This window comes from Pseudomonas sp. SGAir0191, assembly GCF_002812565.2.
Classification (GTDB): domain Bacteria; phylum Pseudomonadota; class Gammaproteobacteria; order Pseudomonadales; family Pseudomonadaceae; genus Aquipseudomonas; species Aquipseudomonas parafulva_B.
Genome location: NZ_CP025035.2, coordinates 4865643 through 4884720, shown reverse-complemented (window position 1 = coordinate 4884720; position 19078 = coordinate 4865643). Strand labels below are relative to the sequence as shown.

Below are 19078 nucleotides of genomic sequence, written 5' to 3'. Positions count from 1 at the left end.
CCGTCAAATAAAAGCGGGCGGTCAGCGTGATCAGGATGATCCCGGCCTCTTGCCAGGAGCTTGCCCATGCCTCAACCGCGTGCCCGGATTGCCTCGCAACTCGGTATCGCCCTCGCCATCGTGCTGGCGCTGGTGATTTCCGGCAGTACCCTTTTTGCCCTGCGTTCACTGGACGATGCCAACCTCGCTACGCGCCAGGCCCACCTGGCCAGTGAGGCGCGCTTGCTGGCCGACCAGCTTGACACGTTCCACGGCTCGCTCAAGGACAATACCCAGCGCTTGAGCGGCTTGTTCGAGCGACGCTTCGCATCAGGGCTGTCGCTTCATGCAGGGCAGACCGTGCAGGTCGCAGGGCAGGCAACCCCGGCCCTGTACCTGGGCGATCAGCTATTGAACAACGACTTCCAGCAAGTGGACGACTTCCAACAGATGACTGCCGGTATCGCCACGGTATTCGTGCGCAGTGGTGACGATTTCGTGCGCATCAGCACCAACCTGAAGAAACAGGACGGCAGCCGCGCCATCGGTACCCAGCTCGACCGTCAGCACCCTGCTTACGCCAAGTTACTGGCCGGGCAGATGTACGTTGGCCGTGCCGTGTTGTTCGACCGCAACTACATGACGCGCTACGTGCCGATGACCGACGGTAATGGCCGGGTGATTGCGGTGCTGTTCGTGGGTTTCGATTACACCGATGCGCAGAACGCCCAGTTCGCCAACCTCAAACGCTTCCGCATTGGCCAAACCGGTTCATTGGCACTGCAGGATGAAAAGGGCCAGTGGCTGGTGCCGCCGGCCAATGCCGAGCAGCCGCTGTACAGCGCGACGGCGCCCTTTGCCGAAGGGCCTTGGACGGTGGTTGCGAGCATGCCTCTGGCGGAGATCCGCGAGGTAACCTGGAGCGTGGGGCTGCGCCTTGCCGTCGGCAGCGTGCTGGCCATGCTCATGGCCGTGGCTGCCACGCTCTGGTTGCTCAGGCGTAAGCTGCGCCCGCTGGATGATCTGGTACGGCAAGCACAAGCGCTCGGAGCGGGTGACCTGAACGCACGGCTGAACGTGACCAGCCACGATGAAATCGGACAGTTGGCGCGCAGCTTCAACACGATGGGTGAAGCCCTCTCGAACATGGTCGAGCACATTCGCAGTGCCTCCGAACAGGTCAGCACCCGCGCCCGCTCGCTGTCAGGCCTGTCGGCTGGCGCCTGTGTGGGCATGGACCAGCAATCAGGCGAAATCACCAGCATGGCGGGCGCAGTGGAAGAGTTCAGCGCCACGTCCATGAACATCGCCGACAACATGGCTGGTACCGAGCGCATGGCCCGCGACAATGCCCAGCAGACCCGCGTGGGCCGCGGCGCCATGGACGAAGCGTCGCACTCGCTCAAGCAGATTGCCGATGCCCTGGGTGACACCGCCACGGTCGTGAACAGCCTGGGTGCACGTTCGCAAGAGATCGGCAGCATCATAAGTGTCATCACCGCCATCGCTGAGCAGACCAATCTGTTGGCTTTGAATGCTGCCATCGAAGCGGCCCGTGCCGGTGAGCAGGGGCGTGGCTTTGCAGTGGTGGCTGACGAGGTGCGTGGGCTGGCAGCGCGAACCCGTCAGGCCACCGATGAGATATCCGGCATGATCACCAGCATCCAGCAGCAGACCGGGCATGCCATCACCACGCTGGAGCAGAGTAACCAGCTGATGCAGGACGGCCTGGAGCGCAATGGCAAGGTCGCGCAGGCACTTGCCCGCATCGACGAACAAAGCCGTGCGGCGGGTGAGCAGTTTGCCGTGATCAGTACGGCGACCCAGGAGCAGAGCAGCACAGCGACCGTGCTGAGCCGCAATTTGCAGAGCATCGCCCAGGCCAACGGTGAGCAGCGCGAGGTGGCCAACGAGCTGGCATTAACAGCGCGGGAGCTGGAACGGTTGGCCGCGCAGTTGCGTCAGGAAGTGGACCGTTTCCGCTGACACGGTGGGGCACCCAAGTGCCCCTTCAACGTGTCGCTTTACAGCGATATCAGGTTCAGTGCCTGCGCGCACGCCTGCAGCGAGCGGCGCTCGCTTTGCGCATAGAGCGCCAGTTCATCCTGCACCTGCAGCCCCAGCGCCGCTTCGAAGGCCGCGCGGTTGGCGTTGCTGCCGTACTCGGCCCGGGCATCGTCGCCCAGGTTGGACTGGAAGATCCCTGCGGCGCTTACCGGCAAGAAATCTTCGTATACCAGTGCCTCGAAATGCACGTGGTCTGCGTCGATCAGCCCTTGCAGGGTAGTTGGCCTGCCTTGTTCACCGCGCGCGGCCAGGCCTTTCTCGGTCGCAAAATAGCGAAAATACGCCAGGCCCTGCTCACGCATCTGCACCAGGTCGTCCGGGAAGGCGGCGAAGGTGTCTGTGAGCATCGCCATGTACTGTGCGGCATTGGCTTCGGCGGGTGCACCACCCAATGCGACGCGAGTCCTGTCGAGCAGCTTGTCATAGAGCTGGCGCCCCTTCGGGGTCAACGCCGCGCCACGTTGCTCGATTTCCCCAAAGCGCGCGGTGTGGCTGCCTTCGCTACCGTGCTGACCGCAGAACACGACCTTTTCCTGCAAGGCCTTGAAGCTGGTCTGGCGCAGTAAAATGGGGTGGCGGCGGGGAGGGGGGCCTTCGACCACGGCCTTGGGCGTGATGCCCTTGGCCGGCATGCTGAGCTGGATGGCATCAATATCCAGGGTGCGCGGAGTGAGGTGATTGATGTGCGGGCCCTTGAACGCGACAACATCGGCAAGCAGGCGGTGCTGGTCGTGCAGCTGCTGGTACTGCTCGGCGGTAACGGTAGCGTCGCGGTGCCAGCGGAAGGTGTGCAGGGCTTCCTGTACGAAAGTCTGGGCATCTGCGGTATTCAAGCCGCCATCGCGTTCGCGCTGCTCGATCAGATGGAGTACGCGAGGGGTGAAGATCTGGCGTTTGGCCAGGATATCCTTGGCCATTTCCCGCAACTGCAGGTTGTCGATCAGCTCCAAGCGCAACAGCGAGGTGAAGACACGGAACGGGCTGACGTGCAGCGACTGCTCATGCACGGCACGGAACGCGGTGGAGTGCACCGGGACCCCAGCACTGCTGAGGTCGTAGTAGCCCACTGGCTGCATGCCCATGACCGCAAAAAGTCGCGCGATGGTCGCCAGCTCCTCGGCCGTACCCACGCGGATAGCACCATGGCGTTCATGGCCCAGCCGCTCGAGTTCCCCTGTCCAGCGCAGCGCCTGCGCCACTTCTGGTTGCTCGGCCATCACCTGCTGGTTGATTTCGCTCACCAGCGCCAGCAGCGTGCCGTACAACGGCACCTCCTGTTTGTACATGAGCGACATGGCGGCAGAAAACTGCGCACGGATGCTGTCGGGGCTGACGAAATCATGGGCGGGCATCGCTGGATTCCTGGTTAATGGCTGACCCTTACATGAAAGCGGGGAATGCACCCGGGCCACAAGCGAAAAAAAGTAGGCGAGTCATTCCTTTTTTGATCGACATAGGCGGACGTAGGGTGCTCCCCCTGCCGAGGTTTCATGCCTGTAATTGCTCACCGATCCAATCCACCAGCGCCCGCACCTTGGGCACTTCCGCGGCATGTTCGGCATACGCCAGGTAGTGCGCGCCGGCACTGCGCATTGCATGATTCCAGGGCACGACCAGGCTGCCCTCGGCCAGCTCCTTCGCCACCAGGTAGCGCGGCACCAGCGCCACCCCGCAACCGGCCTGGGCAGCGCTCAGGGCCATGTAGAACGTGTCGAAGCGCGGGCCGTGGTACGCGCTGACGCTTTGCAGGCCCTGCTCCAGGAACCATTCGTGCCAGGCTTCTGGCCGTGAAGTGCTTTGCAGCAACACCAGGTCGGTCAATGCCTTGGCACTCGGCAGGTCACGGCCTGCCAGCAGCTCTGGCGAACACACCGGCACGACTTCTTCACCGAACAGCTCGATGCAGCTGGCCCCCGGCCAGGTGCCCTGGCCGTAGAAGAACACGACGTCAGCCGAGCCCTGCAACAGTGAAAAAGGCTCCATTTCGTTGCGGATGTCCAAGTGAATGTTGCTGTGCCGCCGGCCGAAGCCCTTGAGGTGGGGGATCAGCCAGCGCACGCCGAAGCTTGGCTGCGTCGCGACCTTCAGGATCTCGGTCTGCTCCCCGTACGTCAGCACGTAGCGGCTGGACATATCGACCTGCGTGAGGATCTTGTTCACCTCGGCCAGATAGAGGCTGCCGGCTGGCGTGAGCTGTAAACGTCGGCGAATGCGCAGGAAAAGGTGGTGACGCAACAGGTCTTCGAGCTGCGCCACCTGCTTGCTGACCGCACTTTGGGTCAAATGCAGCTCTTCGGCGGCTCGGGTGAAGCTCAAGTGGCGGGCTGCAGCTTCAAAGCACTGCAGGGCGGTCATGGACGGCACCAGACGTTTTGACATAGCGTTCTCACGGGCTCGAATCATTACCTGACGGAATGATATGCGGAATAAAGGTCGTTTGTTGCGCTTAACTGATCGGATTAATACTGATCCACATCATATCCAACCTGTCTACCCATGTAGGAGAACACCAATGGTTGCTGGATTGCTCGAGCGTCTGGGCGTTGCTACCCAGGCTTACACCCAAGGCGATTACGCTGTACACACGCCAATCGACGGCAGCCAGATCGCTTCGGTGACGCTGCTCGGTCAAGCCGAGACCACCGCGCGTATCGAGCAGGCCCAGCAGGCGTTCGAGGCGTGGCGCAGCGTGCCTGCCCCACGCCGGGGTGAGCTGGTGCGCCTGTTCGGCGAAGTGTTGCGCGAGCACAAGGCAGACCTGGGTGAACTGGTTTCGATCGAAGCAGGCAAGATCACCCAAGAAGGCCTGGGCGAAGTGCAGGAAATGATCGACATCTGCGACTTTGCAGTGGGGCTGTCACGTCAGTTGTACGGCCTGACCATCGCCTCCGAGCGCCCTGGCCACCACATGCGCGAAAGCTGGCACCCGCTGGGTGTGGTCGGTGTGATCAGCGCGTTCAACTTCCCGGTGGCGGTCTGGTCCTGGAACACCGCCCTGGCTCTGGTGGCCGGCAATTCGGTGGTGTGGAAGCCCTCCGAGAAAACGCCATTGACCGCCCTGGCGTGCCAGGCGTTGTTCGACAAGGCGTTGAAAGCCTTCAGCGATGCACCGGCAGGTCTTGCGCAGCTGGTCATCGGCGGCCGTGAAGCAGGCGAAGCCCTGGTCGATGACCCACGCGTGGCCCTGGTGAGTGCCACCGGCAGCACGCGCATGGGCCGTGAAGTCGGGCCGCGTGTAGCGGCACGCTTTGGCCGCAGCATCCTGGAACTTGGCGGCAACAATGCAATGATCCTGGCACCTAGCGCCGACCTGGACCTGGCCGTGCGGGGCATTCTCTTCTCGGCAGTCGGCACTGCCGGGCAGCGCTGTACCACGCTGCGCCGCCTCATCGTGCACCGTTCGATCAAGGATGAAGTACTGGCTCGGGTCAAAGCCGCCTACGGCAAGGTGCGCATTGGCGACCCGCGCAAGGACAACCTGGTTGGGCCCCTGATCGACAAGGCCTCGTTCGATGCCATGCAAGGCGCCCTGGCCAAGGCTCGCGACGAAGGCGGCCAAGTGTTCGGGGGTGAGCGACAGTTGGCCGACCAGTATCCCAATGCCTATTACGTATCGCCTGCCATTGCCGAAATGCCTGGGCAAAGCGAGGTGGTGCGCCATGAAACGTTCGCGCCGATTCTCTATGTGATGGCCTACGATGACTTCGACGAAGCCTTGCGCCTGAACAACGAAGTGCCGCAGGGCTTGTCGTCCTGCATCTTCACCACCGACCTGCGCGAGGCTGAGCGTTTCCAGAGCGCGGCTGGCAGTGATTGCGGTATCGCCAACGTCAACATTGGCACCAGCGGTGCCGAAATCGGCGGGGCATTCGGGGGTGAGAAGGAGACCGGTGGTGGCCGTGAGTCCGGTTCCGATGCCTGGAAAGGCTACATGCGCCGTCAGACCAATACCGTGAACTACTCCCGTGAGTTGCCACTGGCGCAGGGCATCGTGTTCGACTGACTAGCGTGATTGTGTAGAACCAGGGGCACGGCCCTTGGTGGGCGACCAAGCCCGCCTCCATCAGGATCGGTGCGTATGCCTCGATGCCTGGGGACGCGGGCTTGGCTGCGAAGGGCCGCACGGCGGTCTCGAACAAGAATAAATTGCGGGAGCCGGGCTATGTCCGAACTGCGTCAAGAATGCTTGTGGGAATGCGTCACCGTGCCAAGCGTGACCGTCCAGGCCCTGGCGGGGGAACACCACGCCGATGTCTGCGTGATCGGCGGCGGCATTACCGGGTTGTCAGCGGCCATTCACCTGCTCGAGCAGGGTAAGTCGGTGATCGTGCTGGAGGCCTGGAAGGTGGGCCACGGCGGCTCTGGCCGCAACGTCGGGCTGGTCAATGCCGGTACGTGGATTCGCCCGGACGACGTTGAAGCCACCCTGGGCCAGAAGCAAGGCAGCCGGTTGAATACGGTGCTGGGCCAGGCCCCGGCCGATGTGTTCGCCATGATCGAACGCCTGGGCATCGACTGTCAGGCACGGCACCAGGGCACCCTGCACATGGCACATAACGCCACCGGCATCGCCGATCTGCAGGCCCGCCACGAGCAGTGGCGACGGCGCGGTGCCGATGTCGAACTGCTGACCGGCGCACAGTGCCAGGAATATTGCGGTACCGACAAGATCGCCGCCGCCTTGCTCGACCGCCGTGCCGGCACCATCAACCCGATGGGCTACACCCAGGGCCTGGCAGCTGCCGTGGTGCGCCTGGGCGGCAAGCTGTTCCAACAGTCCGCAGTTCAGGGCCTGACGCGCGAGGGTGACGGCTGGCGTGTGCAGACCGCACGCGGTTCGGTTCGCGCCGAGAAGGTGGTGATCTCCACGGGCGCCTACACCGAAGGGGACTGGAGCAACCTGCAAAAGCAGTTCTTCAAAGGCTACTACTACCAGGTCGCCTCCAAGCCATTGCAGGGCGCGCAGGCCGACAAGATACTCCCTCACGGCCAAGGCTCCTGGGATACCCGCACCGTGCTCAGCAGTATTCGCCGCGATGACCAGGGCCGTTTGCTGCTCGGCAGCCTGGGCCGGGTCGACAACAAGCCCGCGTGGTTCGTGCGCAGTTGGGCCGACCGTATCCAGCGTCACTACTATCCTGCGCTTGGCAAGGTCGAATGGGACATGCATTGGACCGGCTGCATCGACTTTACGCCCGACCACCTGATGCGTCTGTTCGAACCCGCCCCTGGGTTGGTGGCGGTCACCGGCTACAACGGGCGTGGCAATACCACCGGCACCGTCATTGGCCGGGCGTTCGCCGAGTTTCTGTCAAAAGGGGAAGCAGCCAGCCTGCCGATACCGTTCTCGACCATGAAAGGCGTGAGCGCGACCTCACTGCGCACGGCGTTCTATGAGTCCGGATTCTCGCTGTATCACGCCGGCCAGTGCCTGCGCGTGGTGCTGTGAGGCAACGCCCCACACCGGCAGGTGACGCGTCATTTGTGCAGCCAGCTCAGGAAACCGCCTTTCCTGATGGAAACAGGCTTGTGCAAGAGTAGCGATTCGCGACCCTGACGCCGGACGCGTTGCAGTTTGCTCAAGGCGGTCTGCACATCGCCATGTTGCTGCAGATACGCCTTGACCCGTTGCTTGTCGATGCGATACAGCAGGCAACTGGTCAAGGTTCTGAACTCCACCAGCGAGTCGTCTTCATCAACGAGCCCGTCGATGCCCAGTACTTCACCTGGGCCCATGCGTCCGGCCTCCAGGCGCTTGCCATCCTCCAGCACCGCCGCCGATACGACACCTCGCCCTATGATCAGCACGTGCTCGGACTGCTTGCCCACCTCCAGAATCGTCGTATCAGCCAGGTACTCGACGGCGGTCATGTGCTGGCTCAGTGTGTCACGCTCTTCATCACTCAGGGCGCGGAACACCCGTACCTCGTCCAGCACCTCCCGTTGACGACTGCGCGGCGGCATCGTCAGGTCCTGGTTCCAGAGCACCCCGTTCGCTTCCAGGTGCCGGTGGGCCAGGTCGAACAACTGGTTGCGCGTAGCGTTCTTGCCACTCATGTCGGCGATGAAACCGCTGGCTTCGTATTCCACCGAATCGAGCGTCGAGGTTTTCACGGCCACCTTGGAGGCGGGTGCGGAAAGGATCGCACGGGTACCGCGCAGCGCCTTTTCCAGCGCATCGAACACCTTGCCAGGGCGCACGCTGGCAGGCACGACCACGCTGATCGACACCCCATGCACATCAGCCGGACGGCTATGGTTGAGTAAGCGGGCCTTGGCAGCCACGGAGTTCGGGATGACCGCCAGGCTGCCGCTGCTGGTGAGCAGGCGGGTAGCGCGCCAGTCGATGTCCAGCACCTTGCCCTCCGTGCCATCGATGGAAATGGCGTCACCAATCTGATAGGGCCGCGTGGTGTTGAGCACGATGCCGCTGAACACGTCCGCCAGGGTGCTCTGCAAGGCCAGGCCGATGACGATGGCCATCACCCCCGATGTGGCCAGCAGCCCCTTGACGGGCAATTGCAGTACATAGCCGGCCGCCGCCACCACGGCAGCGATGAAGATCAATGCGCCGAGCACATCCTGCAGCAAGCGTCCACCGTGGCTGCCGCGCGCCACCAACAACAGGCCGAAAACCACCGTGACGGTGCGCGCGCCAAACAGCCACCAGGCGATGGCAAGCACGGTGGCCAGCAAGTTGCGGGCAACGTCGTCGACCCAAGGGGCGGGCTGCAGCGGGCTCATCCCTGCCGCCACCAGCACCAGGCTGAAAAGCAGGAACAGGGTCAGCCGCGTGGCTATTCGCCAGGCATGGCGCTGGGCCGGAATCAGGTGCCAAACGATCAGGTCAAGCAGCAACAGGGTGGTACCGAGCAGCAGTGGGGACGACTGGATGAACGCCAGCATGGTGGTCTCGGGGCAGGGATGGGCTGCGGGTAGTAATAGAGCAGGTTCATGCAGGAGGCAATGGGCACGGCGCTGCAGTTAATGGCGCTGAACCATCGTTCACAAAATAGAACGCTAAAGCCAAAAATCACTATCTACCGCCTAAAACTGGATGGTTTTAATCTTCTCCCATCAACGCGAAACACCCCACCTACTGCAAATCACGACTACTGGAGCAACCGCCATGACTCAATTCAAATACAACCGCCTGAACAAAGACGACGCTGCCGTTCTGCTGGTCGATCACCAGGCTGGGCTGCTGTCGCTGGTGCGCGATATCGAGCCCGACACCTTCAAGAACAATGTGCTGGCCCTGGCGGACCTGGCCAAGTTCTTCAAACTGCCGACCATCCTCACCACCAGCTTCGAGCAAGGCCCTAACGGCCCATTGGTGCCGGAGCTCAAGGCCCTGTTCCCGGACGCGCCTTACATCGCACGTCCTGGCCAGATCAACGCCTGGGACAACGAAGACTTCGTCAAGGCGGTCAAGGCCACTGGCAAGAAGCAACTGATCATCGCAGGTGTGGTCACCGAAGTGTGCGTGGCCTTCCCGGCCCTGGCCGCCCTGGAAGAGGCGTTCGAGGTGTTCGTGGTGACCGACGCGTCCGGCACTTTCAATGCCATGACCCGCGATGCCGCCCACGACCGCATGAGCCGTGCTGGCGCCCAGCTGATGACCTGGTTCGGCGTAGCCTGCGAACTGCACCGCGACTGGCGCAACGACGTCGAGGGCTTGGCCGCGCTGTGCTCCAACCATATCCCTGACTACCGCAACCTGATGACCAGCTACAACGCCTTCAACGCCAGCAAGTAACCCCACCGCCGCGGGCACCCCGGCCGGTGCCCGCAGGGCCGCACACCTCGATAACGTTCAGCCCGTCCCCTGTTGCCCAGCGGATGCGGGCAGGCTCAGCCCAAGGAATGCAGATGAACACCGCCGCCCAAGACAACCGCAATGTGGTTACCCTGGTGATCCAGCACAAGGTCCGCGCCGCGTCACTGAACGACTACGAAGTGTGGCTCAAGCACGCGGTAGGCACCGCCCGCCGCCAGGCAGGGCACCTGGACGTCAATGTCATTCGACCCGACCAGGGCGGTCTACACTTCACCACCGTGGTCCGGTTCGCCAATGCCGACTTGTTGCAGGCGTGGGTCAATTCGGCAGAACGCCAGGCGATGATCCGGGACGTGCTGCCGCTGCTCGACGGTGGCGACAGCCCTCAGGTCCATGAGGACCCGGAATTCTGGTTCACCCCACCTGGCACCGGCGCCGTACCACCACCGCGTTGGAAACAGGCGGTGCTGACGTACCTGGTGATCTGCCCGATGACGTTGGTGGTCCCGCACCTGCTGGTCCCGCTCTTCGAACGTTTTCCACAGCTGGCTGGGCCGGTCAGAGGCACCCTGATCGGTAACCTGTTCGTCATTCTGCCTGTGGTGTTCTACATCATGCCCTGGGTCACCCGCCGTTGCGCCCATTGGCTGCGCGGCTGAACAAGCCCTTTTCCACATACCGCTAGGAGATACCGATATGAGCACGTTCCAAACGCGTGATGGCACCTCGATCTATTTCAAGGACTGGGGTACTGGCAAGCCGGTGCTGTTCAGCCATGGCTGGCCGCTGGATGCCGACATGTGGGACACGCAGATGGAGTACCTGGCCAGCCGCGGCTACCGGGCCATCGCCTTCGACCGCCGTGGCTTCGGCCGGTCGAGCCAGCCGTGGACCGGCTACGACTATGACACCTTCGCCGATGACATCGCGCAACTGATCGAGTACCTGGACCTGCATGAGGTCACCCTGGTGGGCTTTTCGATGGGAGGCGGTGATGTCAGCCGCTATATCGGTCGCCACGGTACCGGGCGGGTGGCCGGTCTGGTGCTGCTGGGAGCCGTGACGCCTGTGTTCGGCAAGCGCCCAGATAATCCGGACGGGGTGGATCTGTCGGTGTTCGAAGGGATCGAGGCGGGGTTGCGGGCCGACCGCGCTCAGTTCATCGCCGACTTCGCTGCCCCGTTTTACGGGCTTAACCAGGGCCAGCAGGTGTCCCAAGGCGTACAGACGCAGACCTTGAACATCGCGCTGCTGGCCTCGCTCAAGGCGACGTTGGACTGCGTGACGGCATTTTCGCAAACCGATTTCCGTCAGGACCTGACCCAGGTCGATGTGCCGACCTTGGTGATTCACGGCGACGCCGACCAGGTCGTGCCTTTCGAGACCACCGGCAAGCGCGCGGCGCAGCTGATCGCCGGCGCCGAGCTGAAAGTGTATGCCGGTGCGCCGCATGGGTTTGCTGTGACCCATGCGCAACAACTGAACGAAGACCTGCTGGCGTTTCTCCAGCGTTGAGCCAGACGGGCAGGCGGCGTCGCCACGCCGCCGCTGCGCCTGACGTATGAATTTGCTACCCATTCCAAGGAGGCCCCATGGGCGCTGATCTAATTCTGTTCAACGGCAAGCTGCACACCGTCGACCGCGAGAACCCCAACGCCACTGCCGTAGCCATCAAGGACGGTCGTTTCATCGCCGTGGGCAGCGATGCCGAGGCCATGGCCCACAAAGCAACGGCCACCCAGCTTGTGGACCTGCGCCAGCGCACCGTCATTCCCGGGCTCAACGACTCGCACCTGCACCTGATCCGCGGGGGCCTCAACTACAACCTGGAGCTGCGTTGGGAAGGGGTTCCGTCGGTGGCCGATGCCCTGCGCATGCTCAAGGACCAGGCCGCACGTACGCCGACCCCGCAATGGGTCAGGGTCGTGGGTGGCTGGAACGAGTTCCAGTTCGCCGAAAAACGCATGCCCACCCTTGAGGAAATCAACCAGGCTGCACCTGATACCCCGGTGTTCCTGCTGCACCTGTACGACCGGGCATTACTCAATCGTGCAGCGCTCAAGGCTGTGGGCTATGACAAGACCACGCCCAATCCACCTGGGGGGGAAATCCAGCGTGACAAATTCGGCAACCCGACGGGCATGCTGATCGCGCGGCCAAATGCCATGATTCTCTACGCCACGCTGGCAAAAGGCCCAAAGCTGCCTCTCGAATACCAGGTCAACTCCACACGCCAGTTCATGCGCGAACTGAATCGATTGGGGCTGACCAGTGCCATCGATGCCGGTGGCGGCTACCAGAATTTCCCGGACGATTATTCGGTGATCCAGGAGCTGGCCGACAACGGTCAGCTCACGGTGCGCATCGCCTACAACCTGTTCACCCAGAAGCCCAAGGAAGAGCTGGACGATTTCCGCAAATGGACGGCCAGCGTCAAGTTGCACAGCGGCACCGATTTCCTGCGTCACAACGGTGCAGGCGAAATGCTGGTGTTCTCGGCTGCCGACTTCGAAGACTTCCTGGAACCGCGCCCGGACCTGCCGCAGACCATGGAGCAGGAACTGGAGCCGGTGGTGCGACACCTGGTCGAGCAACGCTGGCCGTTCCGCCTGCATGCGACCTATGACGAGTCGATCACGCGCATGCTCGATGTGTTCGAGAAGGTCAACCGCGACGTACCGTTCAATGGCTTGCCGTGGTTCTTCGACCATGCCGAAACCATCACGCCCCGCAACATCGAGCGGGTACGCGCCTTGGGTGGCGGCATTGCCATTCAGGACCGCATGGCCTTCCAGGGCGAGTATTTCGTCGACCGCTATGGCGCCCAAGCGGCGCAGCAGACGCCGCCGATCAAGCGCATGCTGGAGATGGGTGTGCCTGTAGGGGCGGGTACCGATGCGACCCGCGTGTCCAGCTACAACCCGTGGACTTCGCTGTACTGGCTGGTCAGCGGCAAGACCGTTGGCGGCATGGCGCTGTATCCCGAAGGACTGAGCCGGGACACGGCCTTGCAGCTGTTCACCCAGGGCAGTGCCTGGTTCTCCAGTGAGCAGGGCAAGAAGGGGCAGATCAAGGTCGGTCAGCTCGCCGACCTGGCGGCGCTGTCGCTGGATTTCTTCTCGGTGGAGGAAGAGGCGATCAAGGGTATCGAGTCGGTGCTCACCGTGGTGGACGGCAAGGTCGTGTACGGCGCCGCCGAGTTCGACACGTTAGGGCCACCCCAGGTGCCGGTGTTGCCTGAGTGGTCACCGGTCGCCAAGGTGCCTGGCCACTGGCGCGTGGGCACCCCCTCGCTGGTCGGCATGGCACACCAATGCTCGGGCCCGTGCGGTGTCCACGCCCACAGCCATGAAAAGGCCCGGCATTCCAGCGTGCCGGTCAATGACTTCCAGGGGTTCTGGGGCGCGCTGGGTTGCTCGTGCTTTGCGTTCTAGGCCCGATTCTGAGGGCTGTGCAGCAGCCCCAGCATTTCAGATACAACGCGCAAGGTTTTGAACGGCTTAGCGTCCCATGGCGACATTCCGATAGACAGCTTGTGGGCCAAAGCACCCGGTTACCCGCAGCCGTTCACTGTCTTGTAACTGAAGCGGCGGGACAATGTCGGGCGCCCGCCATGAACCTTACCGGTTCGAACCTCAAGCCATGTCGCAAAGCGCAAATTCGTCCGCCAGGTGATCGATCAATGCACGCACCGAGGGCAGCAAGCCGCGTCGTGAGGGAAAGATCGCATGCACGATGCCACTGCGCGGGTACCAGCCTGGCAGCAACTCCACCAGGCGGCCTGCTGCCAGGTCGTCACGCACAGCCACGCGTGGCAGGTGCGCAATGCCGATACCCGCAACCACGAAATGGCGCAGGGCAAACAGGTCGTCGGTGACCATGCGCGGCGTGTGCGGGATGACGATACTCTGGTTGTTGTCACCGCCCTGGGACAGCTCCCAGTGATACTCCCGCTGGGCGCTGCCCCAATGCAGGCTGGGCAGCGCGCCCAGCGACTGAGGATCGAAACCGTCTGGCAATTGCGTCAGGTAGCGAGGATGGCCCACCAGACACTGGGTGCTGTCGCTCAGCACCTTCATCACCATATCCGTGTTTTCCAGCGGCGGAAAACGAACACGCAGGGCGATGTCGAAGCCTTCATGCAAGAGATCGACGCGTCGGTTGGTGCTTTCGATGAACAGCTCCACCTGCGGGTACTTAAGCATGTAGCGCGTCAACATCGGCCCGACCCAGGCGTTGAGCAGAGTGGTCGGGCAACTGATACGCACCAGCCCTCGGGGCTCGCTGCGGTTGCGCTCGATGATCTCGGCAGCACCCTCGGCTTCGACGCGCATGGCAAGGCAACGGTTGTAATAGGCCTGGCCGATCTCGGTCAGTGCGAAGTGGCGGCTGGTGCGCTGCAGCAAGCGCACGCCCAGACGCTCTTCGAGGTCGGCAATGCGTCGGCTGAGTTTCGACTTGGGCATGTTCAGCGCCCGACCCGCCGGGGCGAAGCCACCGTGCTCGACCACTTGGGTGAAGTAGTAGAGTGAGTTGAGGTCTTCCAAGAATGCGTCTCCACAGAACCCGCCAAGGGCGGCCTGCGCAGTTTAACGTTCCTGGCGGCTGGATGGTGGATCTGGCGCTTGGGTCTCAGCGCGCGTTCGGGCCCGCCCTGGCCCGAACGCCAGTAGAGGTTCAGTTCTGGACGCTTTGCACCGAGCCGCCATCGACCCGCAGGTTGCTGCCATTGATGAACGAAGCCCGCTCCGAAACCAGCAGCGCGATCGCGGCCGCGACCTCTTCAGGCTTGCCTCGACGCTTCTGCACGATGCCGGGCCGCTCCTCTTCGAGGAAGCTTTCGATAGCCTCCTCGAAGCTTACGCCTTTCTCTTCGGCGCGCTGTTTCATCATGCCATCGGTCATGTTGGTTTCGATGAAGGCCGGCGACACTGTGTTGCACAGCACTCCATGCGCCGCCTCTTTGTAGGACAGGTTCTTGATGAACGCGGCCAGTGCGGCCTTGGCGACGTTGTACACCGCCTCCTCCCAGTAAGGCTGCACGGCGTTCTCGGAGGTGATGCACACCAACCGTCCCCAGCCTCGCTTGCGCATCGCCGGAAGGGTGGCCCGCGCCACGCGCACGGCGGTGAAGAAGTCGGTATCCCAGGCTTCCTGGTAGTCCTCGTCCTTCATTTCCAGCGGGTCACCCTTGGCGCCTGTTACCCCCGTGGTATGCACCACGATGTCCACCTGGCCAAAACGCTCTTCGGCTTGCCGGACCAAGTTGTTCACCTCGTCCTGGCGGGTCATGTCCGCCGCTATGAGCAAGGGCGCGCTACCCAACGCCTTGACGGCATCTTCGAGCTTACCTTGGTCGATATCCGTCAACACCAGCTTCACACCTTCCTCGGCCAGTAGGCGAGCGGTGGCCAGGCCAATACCGCCAGCTGCGCCGCTGATCAGGGCCACACGGTTTTTCAAACCTAAATCCATCAACGATCTCCCAGGGAAAGTTCAGCAGCGATAGGTCTTGCGAAATCAAGCATCGGCTCGGCCAATGCCTGAGGGGTCTGGTAAGGCATCAGGTGCCCCGCACCAGGCAGGGTAAGCACAGTGCTGTTAGGGAAGTGCGACAAGGTCGTCCGTTGCTGCTCTTGGGCGTCGGGCACCTGCTGGTCATCGGCGCCGCAGATCAGCAGGGCCGGATAGGGCAACAGGCCGATGCGATCGCTCCAGTCCTCGCGGCTGCCATGGTCGACCCAGGCCCGCCAGGCGTCGAGGTTGACGGCCTGGGCGTCGGCGATGGCGACTTCGCGCAGGGCATCGGGCAGCCTGTGGTAGCTCGAGTCGTCGACGAAGGCTTCGGCTTGCTCCCGGCTGGCGGTGTAGGCCCGTTGCTGGTCGCGGTCTTCACCGCTCATCGGCTGGGGGCCGGGAGGTGATGGGGCGACCAGGATCAGGCCCTGAAGGTAGTACGGGCGGCGAGCGGCCAGTACGACCGCGACTTTTCCGGTCATCGAGTGGCCAACAAGGATGCAGTGCTTGAGCCCAAGCTCCCGGATGCTCGCATCGACCTGGTCGGCCATTTCGTCGACGGTATAGCCGGTGACGGCATTGGCATCGCCGTACCCGGGTGTGTTCAGGGCGACGCAAGCATGCGCTCGGTCCAGGTAAGGGAGGGTGGCGGACCATGTTCGGTGCGAGCCGCCCAGGAAATGCATCAACACGAAGGTAACGGGACCGCGGCCTTGCTGGCTGTGTGGGAGCATCGAGCACCTGAAGTCGTTCGCTTTATAGATGGAAAGCGAAGCGGCTGGGGAAGTTCAGTCAGACGCAAACGGAGGTTAGAGCATCCACTTGCGCAATTGCCAGGCAACCGTGGATTGGGTGCTTGGAGGCGCGCCGACTGGCCTACCCTTGTTCGATAAGCATGTAAATGGGCCTACTGGATGGCCGAATCCATTTCACTTTCGCTTGCAAAAATCGTTGCAGTTAATCGTAAGCATAAAGTCAAGATGGTTCAGCCAAGATTTAGTATATATAATTATTTCAAGGCCGCTGATAGTCGTCCGTAATGCGGGTTTCGTTTTGATTTTGAGAGGTTGAGCGTTTGATATTTGAAGGCTATTTGTCGAGTACTTCGGTGTGGCAGCTGGCGCTGGCTGTACCGGGGTTTTTCTTCACATTGTTCTGGATGGCCGTCGTGAAGGGGTTTTTATGCCAAGACATGCAGGGGGGCGTCTTCAAAAAACGCAGCCTATTCATGCGGCCTGGTTTCAGGTATGTGTTTAGGTTGCATCGATTTAAATTAATCGCTGCCTTATGTCTGGCGTTGGGGCTGTGGCCGGTAATCATTGCGTATAAAATTACTGTCTCTGTGGTTAGTTTCGGTCACATTCCATACGCTATTACCGATTGGTCGACGTTTTTCGTAACCATGGGCTTGGCATTTGTTGGGTTTGCTGCCATGCGTGGGCAGGGTCTGGCACTTAAGCTGGACGAATATCTCACAATGAGTTGGGAAGCAGGTGATCAGGCATCATTGCATTTACGCAAAGAAAAAGTCGAGCACCTTTCCTACGAGGTTATAACGCATTTGATAATAGGCGCTCAGCAGTTTCGGAGCGAATTGAAAAAGCTGGATCTCAATGCGGACCTCAAGGTGGAAAGCTGGTTGCTGGCGCCCAGAACACACCGCCATGATTCCGATGTGAAGAAACTGCATGCATTGCTCAAAGTCCCGTTCCGCAAAGCCTTGTCTTCACGGCGCATCTTGATAATTCCAATGTACCTCGTTGCCGCTGTATGCCTGTTGTTCAGAAGCCCAAAAATAATGTATCAGCTTAGAAAAATGCCTATGCCGAAAGGTGAGGTGCTCAACGGCCTGTATGTCAATAAATACACCGATAACATTCAAAAAGCGCTAGCGGATATAAAGCCTGACTGGAAAATGACGCCAATATACCTCAAGCGAATGAGCACGATTAGCGTGATTGAAATAGTCATTGTCAATCCCCGGGCATATATAGAAATTGGCGGCTGGGCGGCTGGCGTAACCTTGTCTGATCAGGCCGCTGCCTGTGGAGAAATTTTGAGTGCTGAGGTAAAGGCGGTGTAGCACTCGATCATGATTGGCAGTTATCGATCAGCTGCCAAGGCTGTCTCAACTGCGCTGCGCCGCATTCTGAGATGCGCATGCGGCCGTCAGTGAGCAAGTACGGCCTACCTCAGCCACCCCCAGGACGGTACTGCAGGGCCTCGGCCAGATGCGCCCGGCCAATCGCCGTGCATCCCTCAAGGTCTGCCAGTGTCCTGGCGACCTTGAGCAATCGGTGTGCTGCTCGCAGCGACAGCGTCAGCCGTTCACAGGCGCCTTCCAGCCAAGCCTGATCAGGTGCTGCCAAGCTACAGTGCTGGCGCAGCCCGTCCAGGTCGAGGAATGCATTGGCGCACCCTTGCCGACGCTGTTGCACGTCCCGGGCGTGCGCGACCTGGAGGGCGACGTCGGCACTGCTTTGCCCGCAGGGCCGATTGTTGAGTGTGGTGCTCTCGCGCGCCACGGTCAGGTGCAAGTCGATCCGGTCCAGCAGCGGGCCTGACAGTTTGTTGCGATAACGGGAGATTTGTTCGGTACTGCAACGGCACCGCCCTGTGGGGTCGCCCAGGTAGCCGCAAGGGCAGGGGTTCATGGCGGCGACCAACTGAAAGCGGGCAGGGAAGCGCACTTTATCCCGCGCCCTGGCGATCACGATCTCGCCAGACTCCAAGGGTTCACGCAGCACTTCCAGTACCCGACGCTCGAATTCGGGCAACTCGTCCAGAAACAGCACCCCGTGGTGGGCCAAGGTGATTTCCCCGGGCTGCGGCCGGCTTCCGCCACCCACCAGCGCAGGCCCGGAGGCGGAGTGGTGAGGGTGGCGAAACGGTCGCTGCGGCCAGCTGCTCAGCGGGGTGTGGCCGCTGACCGACTGGATGGCGGCGACTTCCAGCGCTTCATGCTCATCCAGCGGTGGCAGCAGGCCCGGCAGGCGGCTGGCCAACAAGGTTTTGCCAGTGCCCGGCGGCCCGGTGAAAAGCAGGTTGTGCGCCCCGGCAGCGGCCAGTAGCAGTGCGCGTTTGGCGGCCAGTTGCCCCTGCACCTCGCTCAGGTCGGGATAGGGGCGAGGGTCCAGGAGCAAGCCATTGGCGGCATAGGCAGGTAGCGGTACCTGCCCGTTCAGGTGGGCCACCAGCTCCAGTAGATGGCCAACGGCATACACCACCAATCCGCTGGCAAGGCTGGCTTCCTCGGCATTTTCACGGGGTACTACCAGCGCTCGGCCAGCTTCGCGTGCGGCGAGTGCTGCCGGCAAGACGCCCTGCACCGGCCGCAACGTGCCTGACAGCGCCAGCTCGCCCAGGCATTCGAGCTCGGTCAGGGCGGCAACGGGTACCTGGGCGTCGGCCGCCAGGATGCCCAGGGCGATGGCCAGGTCATAGCGGCCACCGTCCTTGGGCAGGTCGGCGGGTGCGAGGTTTTGCGTGATGCGCCGCGCTGGGTAATTCAGGCCACTGTTGACGATGGCACTGCGCACGCGGTCCTTGCTTTCCTTGACCGTGGTTTCGGGCAAGCCGACCAATGTGAGATGAGGCAAGCCATTGGCCAAGTGGGTTTCGACGCTGACGGCCGGGGCCTGCACGCCTACCTGGGCGCGGCTGTGGACAAGGGCTAAAGACATGGGCGCTCCATTCGCTGCCAAGACCGCTTCCTGCGGATGGACCAAGCATAGC

At 62.1% G+C, this 19078-nt stretch carries 15 protein-coding genes and 1 pseudogene; 9 read left to right on the top strand and 7 right to left on the bottom strand.

The annotated features are described in order from the left end of the window. Nucleotides 1-66: 66 nt before the first annotated feature. Nucleotides 67-1062, top strand: a pseudogene (locus CWR53_RS23625) (Cache 3/Cache 2 fusion domain-containing protein); the annotation flags it as partial. Between the two features lie 42 nt (nt 1063-1104). Next, nucleotides 1105-1965: a methyl-accepting chemotaxis protein gene (locus tag CWR53_RS23620; protein WP_375335507.1), complete on the top strand. Its 861-nt coding sequence runs from the start codon at nt 1105-1107 to the stop codon at nt 1963-1965. Between the two features lie 38 nt (nt 1966-2003). Here CWR53_RS23620 and CWR53_RS21970 read toward each other — a convergent pair whose 3' ends face one another. Together CWR53_RS21970 and CWR53_RS21965 are read right to left on the bottom strand one after the other, a co-directional pair. Continuing rightward, nucleotides 2004-3398 (bottom strand): VOC family protein, encoded by a 1395-nt coding sequence (locus CWR53_RS21970; protein WP_100852486.1) that lies wholly within the window; start codon nt 3396-3398, stop codon nt 2004-2006. Between the two features lie 136 nt (nt 3399-3534). Next, nucleotides 3535-4425, bottom strand: a complete 891-nt coding sequence (locus CWR53_RS21965) for a LysR family transcriptional regulator (protein WP_100852485.1) — start codon at nt 4423-4425, stop codon at nt 3535-3537. A gap of 133 nt (nt 4426-4558) precedes the next feature. Between CWR53_RS21965 and CWR53_RS21960 the strand changes: the two genes are divergently transcribed. Both CWR53_RS21960 and CWR53_RS21955 read left to right on the top strand, forming a co-directional pair. Then, complete coding sequence (locus tag CWR53_RS21960; protein WP_058602795.1) at nt 4559-6049, top strand: aldehyde dehydrogenase family protein; 1491 nt, start codon at nt 4559-4561, stop codon at nt 6047-6049. 159 nt (nt 6050-6208) lie between these two features. Continuing rightward, nucleotides 6209-7495 (top strand): FAD-binding oxidoreductase, encoded by a 1287-nt coding sequence (locus tag CWR53_RS21955; RefSeq protein WP_058602796.1) that lies wholly within the window; start codon nt 6209-6211, stop codon nt 7493-7495. Between the two features lie 29 nt (nt 7496-7524). Here the strand turns inward: CWR53_RS21955 and CWR53_RS21950 are convergent, their stop codons facing one another. Next, on the bottom strand, nt 7525-8952 hold the full coding sequence (locus tag CWR53_RS21950; protein ID WP_058638853.1) for a mechanosensitive ion channel family protein: 1428 nt from the start codon (nt 8950-8952) through the stop codon (nt 7525-7527). A 223-nt stretch (nt 8953-9175) separates the two neighbouring features. On the opposite strand from CWR53_RS21950, the gene ycaC reads away from it, so the two are divergent. From ycaC to CWR53_RS21930, 4 genes are all read left to right on the top strand, one after another. After that, entirely contained in the window at nt 9176-9805 is a 630-nt protein-coding gene (ycaC, locus tag CWR53_RS21945; protein ID WP_100852484.1) for an isochorismate family cysteine hydrolase YcaC, read from the top strand. A gap of 113 nt (nt 9806-9918) precedes the next feature. Further along, nucleotides 9919-10485, top strand: a complete 567-nt coding sequence (locus CWR53_RS21940; RefSeq protein ID WP_100852483.1) for an antibiotic biosynthesis monooxygenase — start codon at nt 9919-9921, stop codon at nt 10483-10485. A gap of 37 nt (nt 10486-10522) precedes the next feature. Continuing rightward, nucleotides 10523-11341 (top strand): alpha/beta fold hydrolase, encoded by an 819-nt coding sequence (locus tag CWR53_RS21935; RefSeq protein ID WP_100852482.1) that lies wholly within the window; start codon nt 10523-10525, stop codon nt 11339-11341. Nucleotides 11342-11418: 77 nt separating this feature from the next. Continuing rightward, nucleotides 11419-13260: an amidohydrolase gene (locus tag CWR53_RS21930; RefSeq protein WP_058602800.1), complete on the top strand. Its 1842-nt coding sequence runs from the start codon at nt 11419-11421 to the stop codon at nt 13258-13260. A 201-nt stretch (nt 13261-13461) separates the two neighbouring features. Here the strand turns inward: CWR53_RS21930 and CWR53_RS21925 are convergent, their stop codons facing one another. From CWR53_RS21925 to CWR53_RS21915, 3 genes are all read right to left on the bottom strand, one after another. Beyond that, the gene (locus CWR53_RS21925) at nt 13462-14373 is read right to left on the bottom strand and encodes a LysR substrate-binding domain-containing protein (RefSeq protein ID WP_100852481.1); all 912 of its coding nucleotides are present in this window, start codon (nt 14371-14373) and stop codon (nt 13462-13464) included. A gap of 130 nt (nt 14374-14503) precedes the next feature. Beyond that, on the bottom strand, nt 14504-15301 hold the full coding sequence (locus CWR53_RS21920; RefSeq protein WP_058602802.1) for an SDR family NAD(P)-dependent oxidoreductase: 798 nt from the start codon (nt 15299-15301) through the stop codon (nt 14504-14506). Further along, nucleotides 15301-16077: an alpha/beta fold hydrolase gene (locus tag CWR53_RS21915; protein WP_100852480.1), complete on the bottom strand. Its 777-nt coding sequence runs from the start codon at nt 16075-16077 to the stop codon at nt 15301-15303. The genes CWR53_RS21920 and CWR53_RS21915 overlap by 1 nt, the downstream gene beginning before the upstream one ends. Before the next feature lie 341 nt (nt 16078-16418). Between CWR53_RS21915 and CWR53_RS21910 the strand changes: the two genes are divergently transcribed. Next, entirely contained in the window at nt 16419-17426 is a 1008-nt protein-coding gene (locus tag CWR53_RS21910; protein ID WP_138031838.1) for a hypothetical protein, read from the top strand. 109 nt (nt 17427-17535) lie between these two features. On the opposite strand, the gene CWR53_RS21905 is transcribed toward CWR53_RS21910, so the two are convergent. After that, nucleotides 17536-19026, bottom strand: coding sequence for a YifB family Mg chelatase-like AAA ATPase (locus CWR53_RS21905; RefSeq protein ID WP_058602804.1), 1491 nt, complete (start codon nt 19024-19026; stop codon nt 17536-17538). Nucleotides 19027-19078 lie beyond the last annotated feature (52 nt).

Bases quoted from the DNA above. Each gene is read 5' to 3' on its own strand.
- CWR53_RS23620 (WP_375335507.1), top strand. From the start codon at position 1,105: ATGGGTGAAGCCCTCTCGAACATGGTCGAGCACATTCGCAGTGCCTCC.
- CWR53_RS21970 (WP_100852486.1), bottom strand. From the start codon at position 3,398: ATGCCCGCCCATGATTTCGTCAGCCCCGACAGCATCCGTGCGCAGTTT.
- CWR53_RS21965 (WP_100852485.1), bottom strand. From the start codon at position 4,425: ATGTCAAAACGTCTGGTGCCGTCCATGACCGCCCTGCAGTGCTTTGAA.
- CWR53_RS21960 (WP_058602795.1), top strand. From the start codon at position 4,559: ATGGTTGCTGGATTGCTCGAGCGTCTGGGCGTTGCTACCCAGGCTTAC.
- CWR53_RS21955 (WP_058602796.1), top strand. From the start codon at position 6,209: ATGTCCGAACTGCGTCAAGAATGCTTGTGGGAATGCGTCACCGTGCCA.
- CWR53_RS21950 (WP_058638853.1), bottom strand. From the start codon at position 8,952: ATGCTGGCGTTCATCCAGTCGTCCCCACTGCTGCTCGGTACCACCCTG.
- ycaC (WP_100852484.1), top strand. From the start codon at position 9,176: ATGACTCAATTCAAATACAACCGCCTGAACAAAGACGACGCTGCCGTT.
- CWR53_RS21940 (WP_100852483.1), top strand. From the start codon at position 9,919: ATGAACACCGCCGCCCAAGACAACCGCAATGTGGTTACCCTGGTGATC.
- CWR53_RS21935 (WP_100852482.1), top strand. From the start codon at position 10,523: ATGAGCACGTTCCAAACGCGTGATGGCACCTCGATCTATTTCAAGGAC.
- CWR53_RS21930 (WP_058602800.1), top strand. From the start codon at position 11,419: ATGGGCGCTGATCTAATTCTGTTCAACGGCAAGCTGCACACCGTCGAC.
- CWR53_RS21920 (WP_058602802.1), bottom strand. From the start codon at position 15,301: ATGGATTTAGGTTTGAAAAACCGTGTGGCCCTGATCAGCGGCGCAGCT.
- CWR53_RS21915 (WP_100852480.1), bottom strand. From the start codon at position 16,077: ATGCTCCCACACAGCCAGCAAGGCCGCGGTCCCGTTACCTTCGTGTTG.
- CWR53_RS21905 (WP_058602804.1), bottom strand. From the start codon at position 19,026: ATGTCTTTAGCCCTTGTCCACAGCCGCGCCCAGGTAGGCGTGCAGGCC.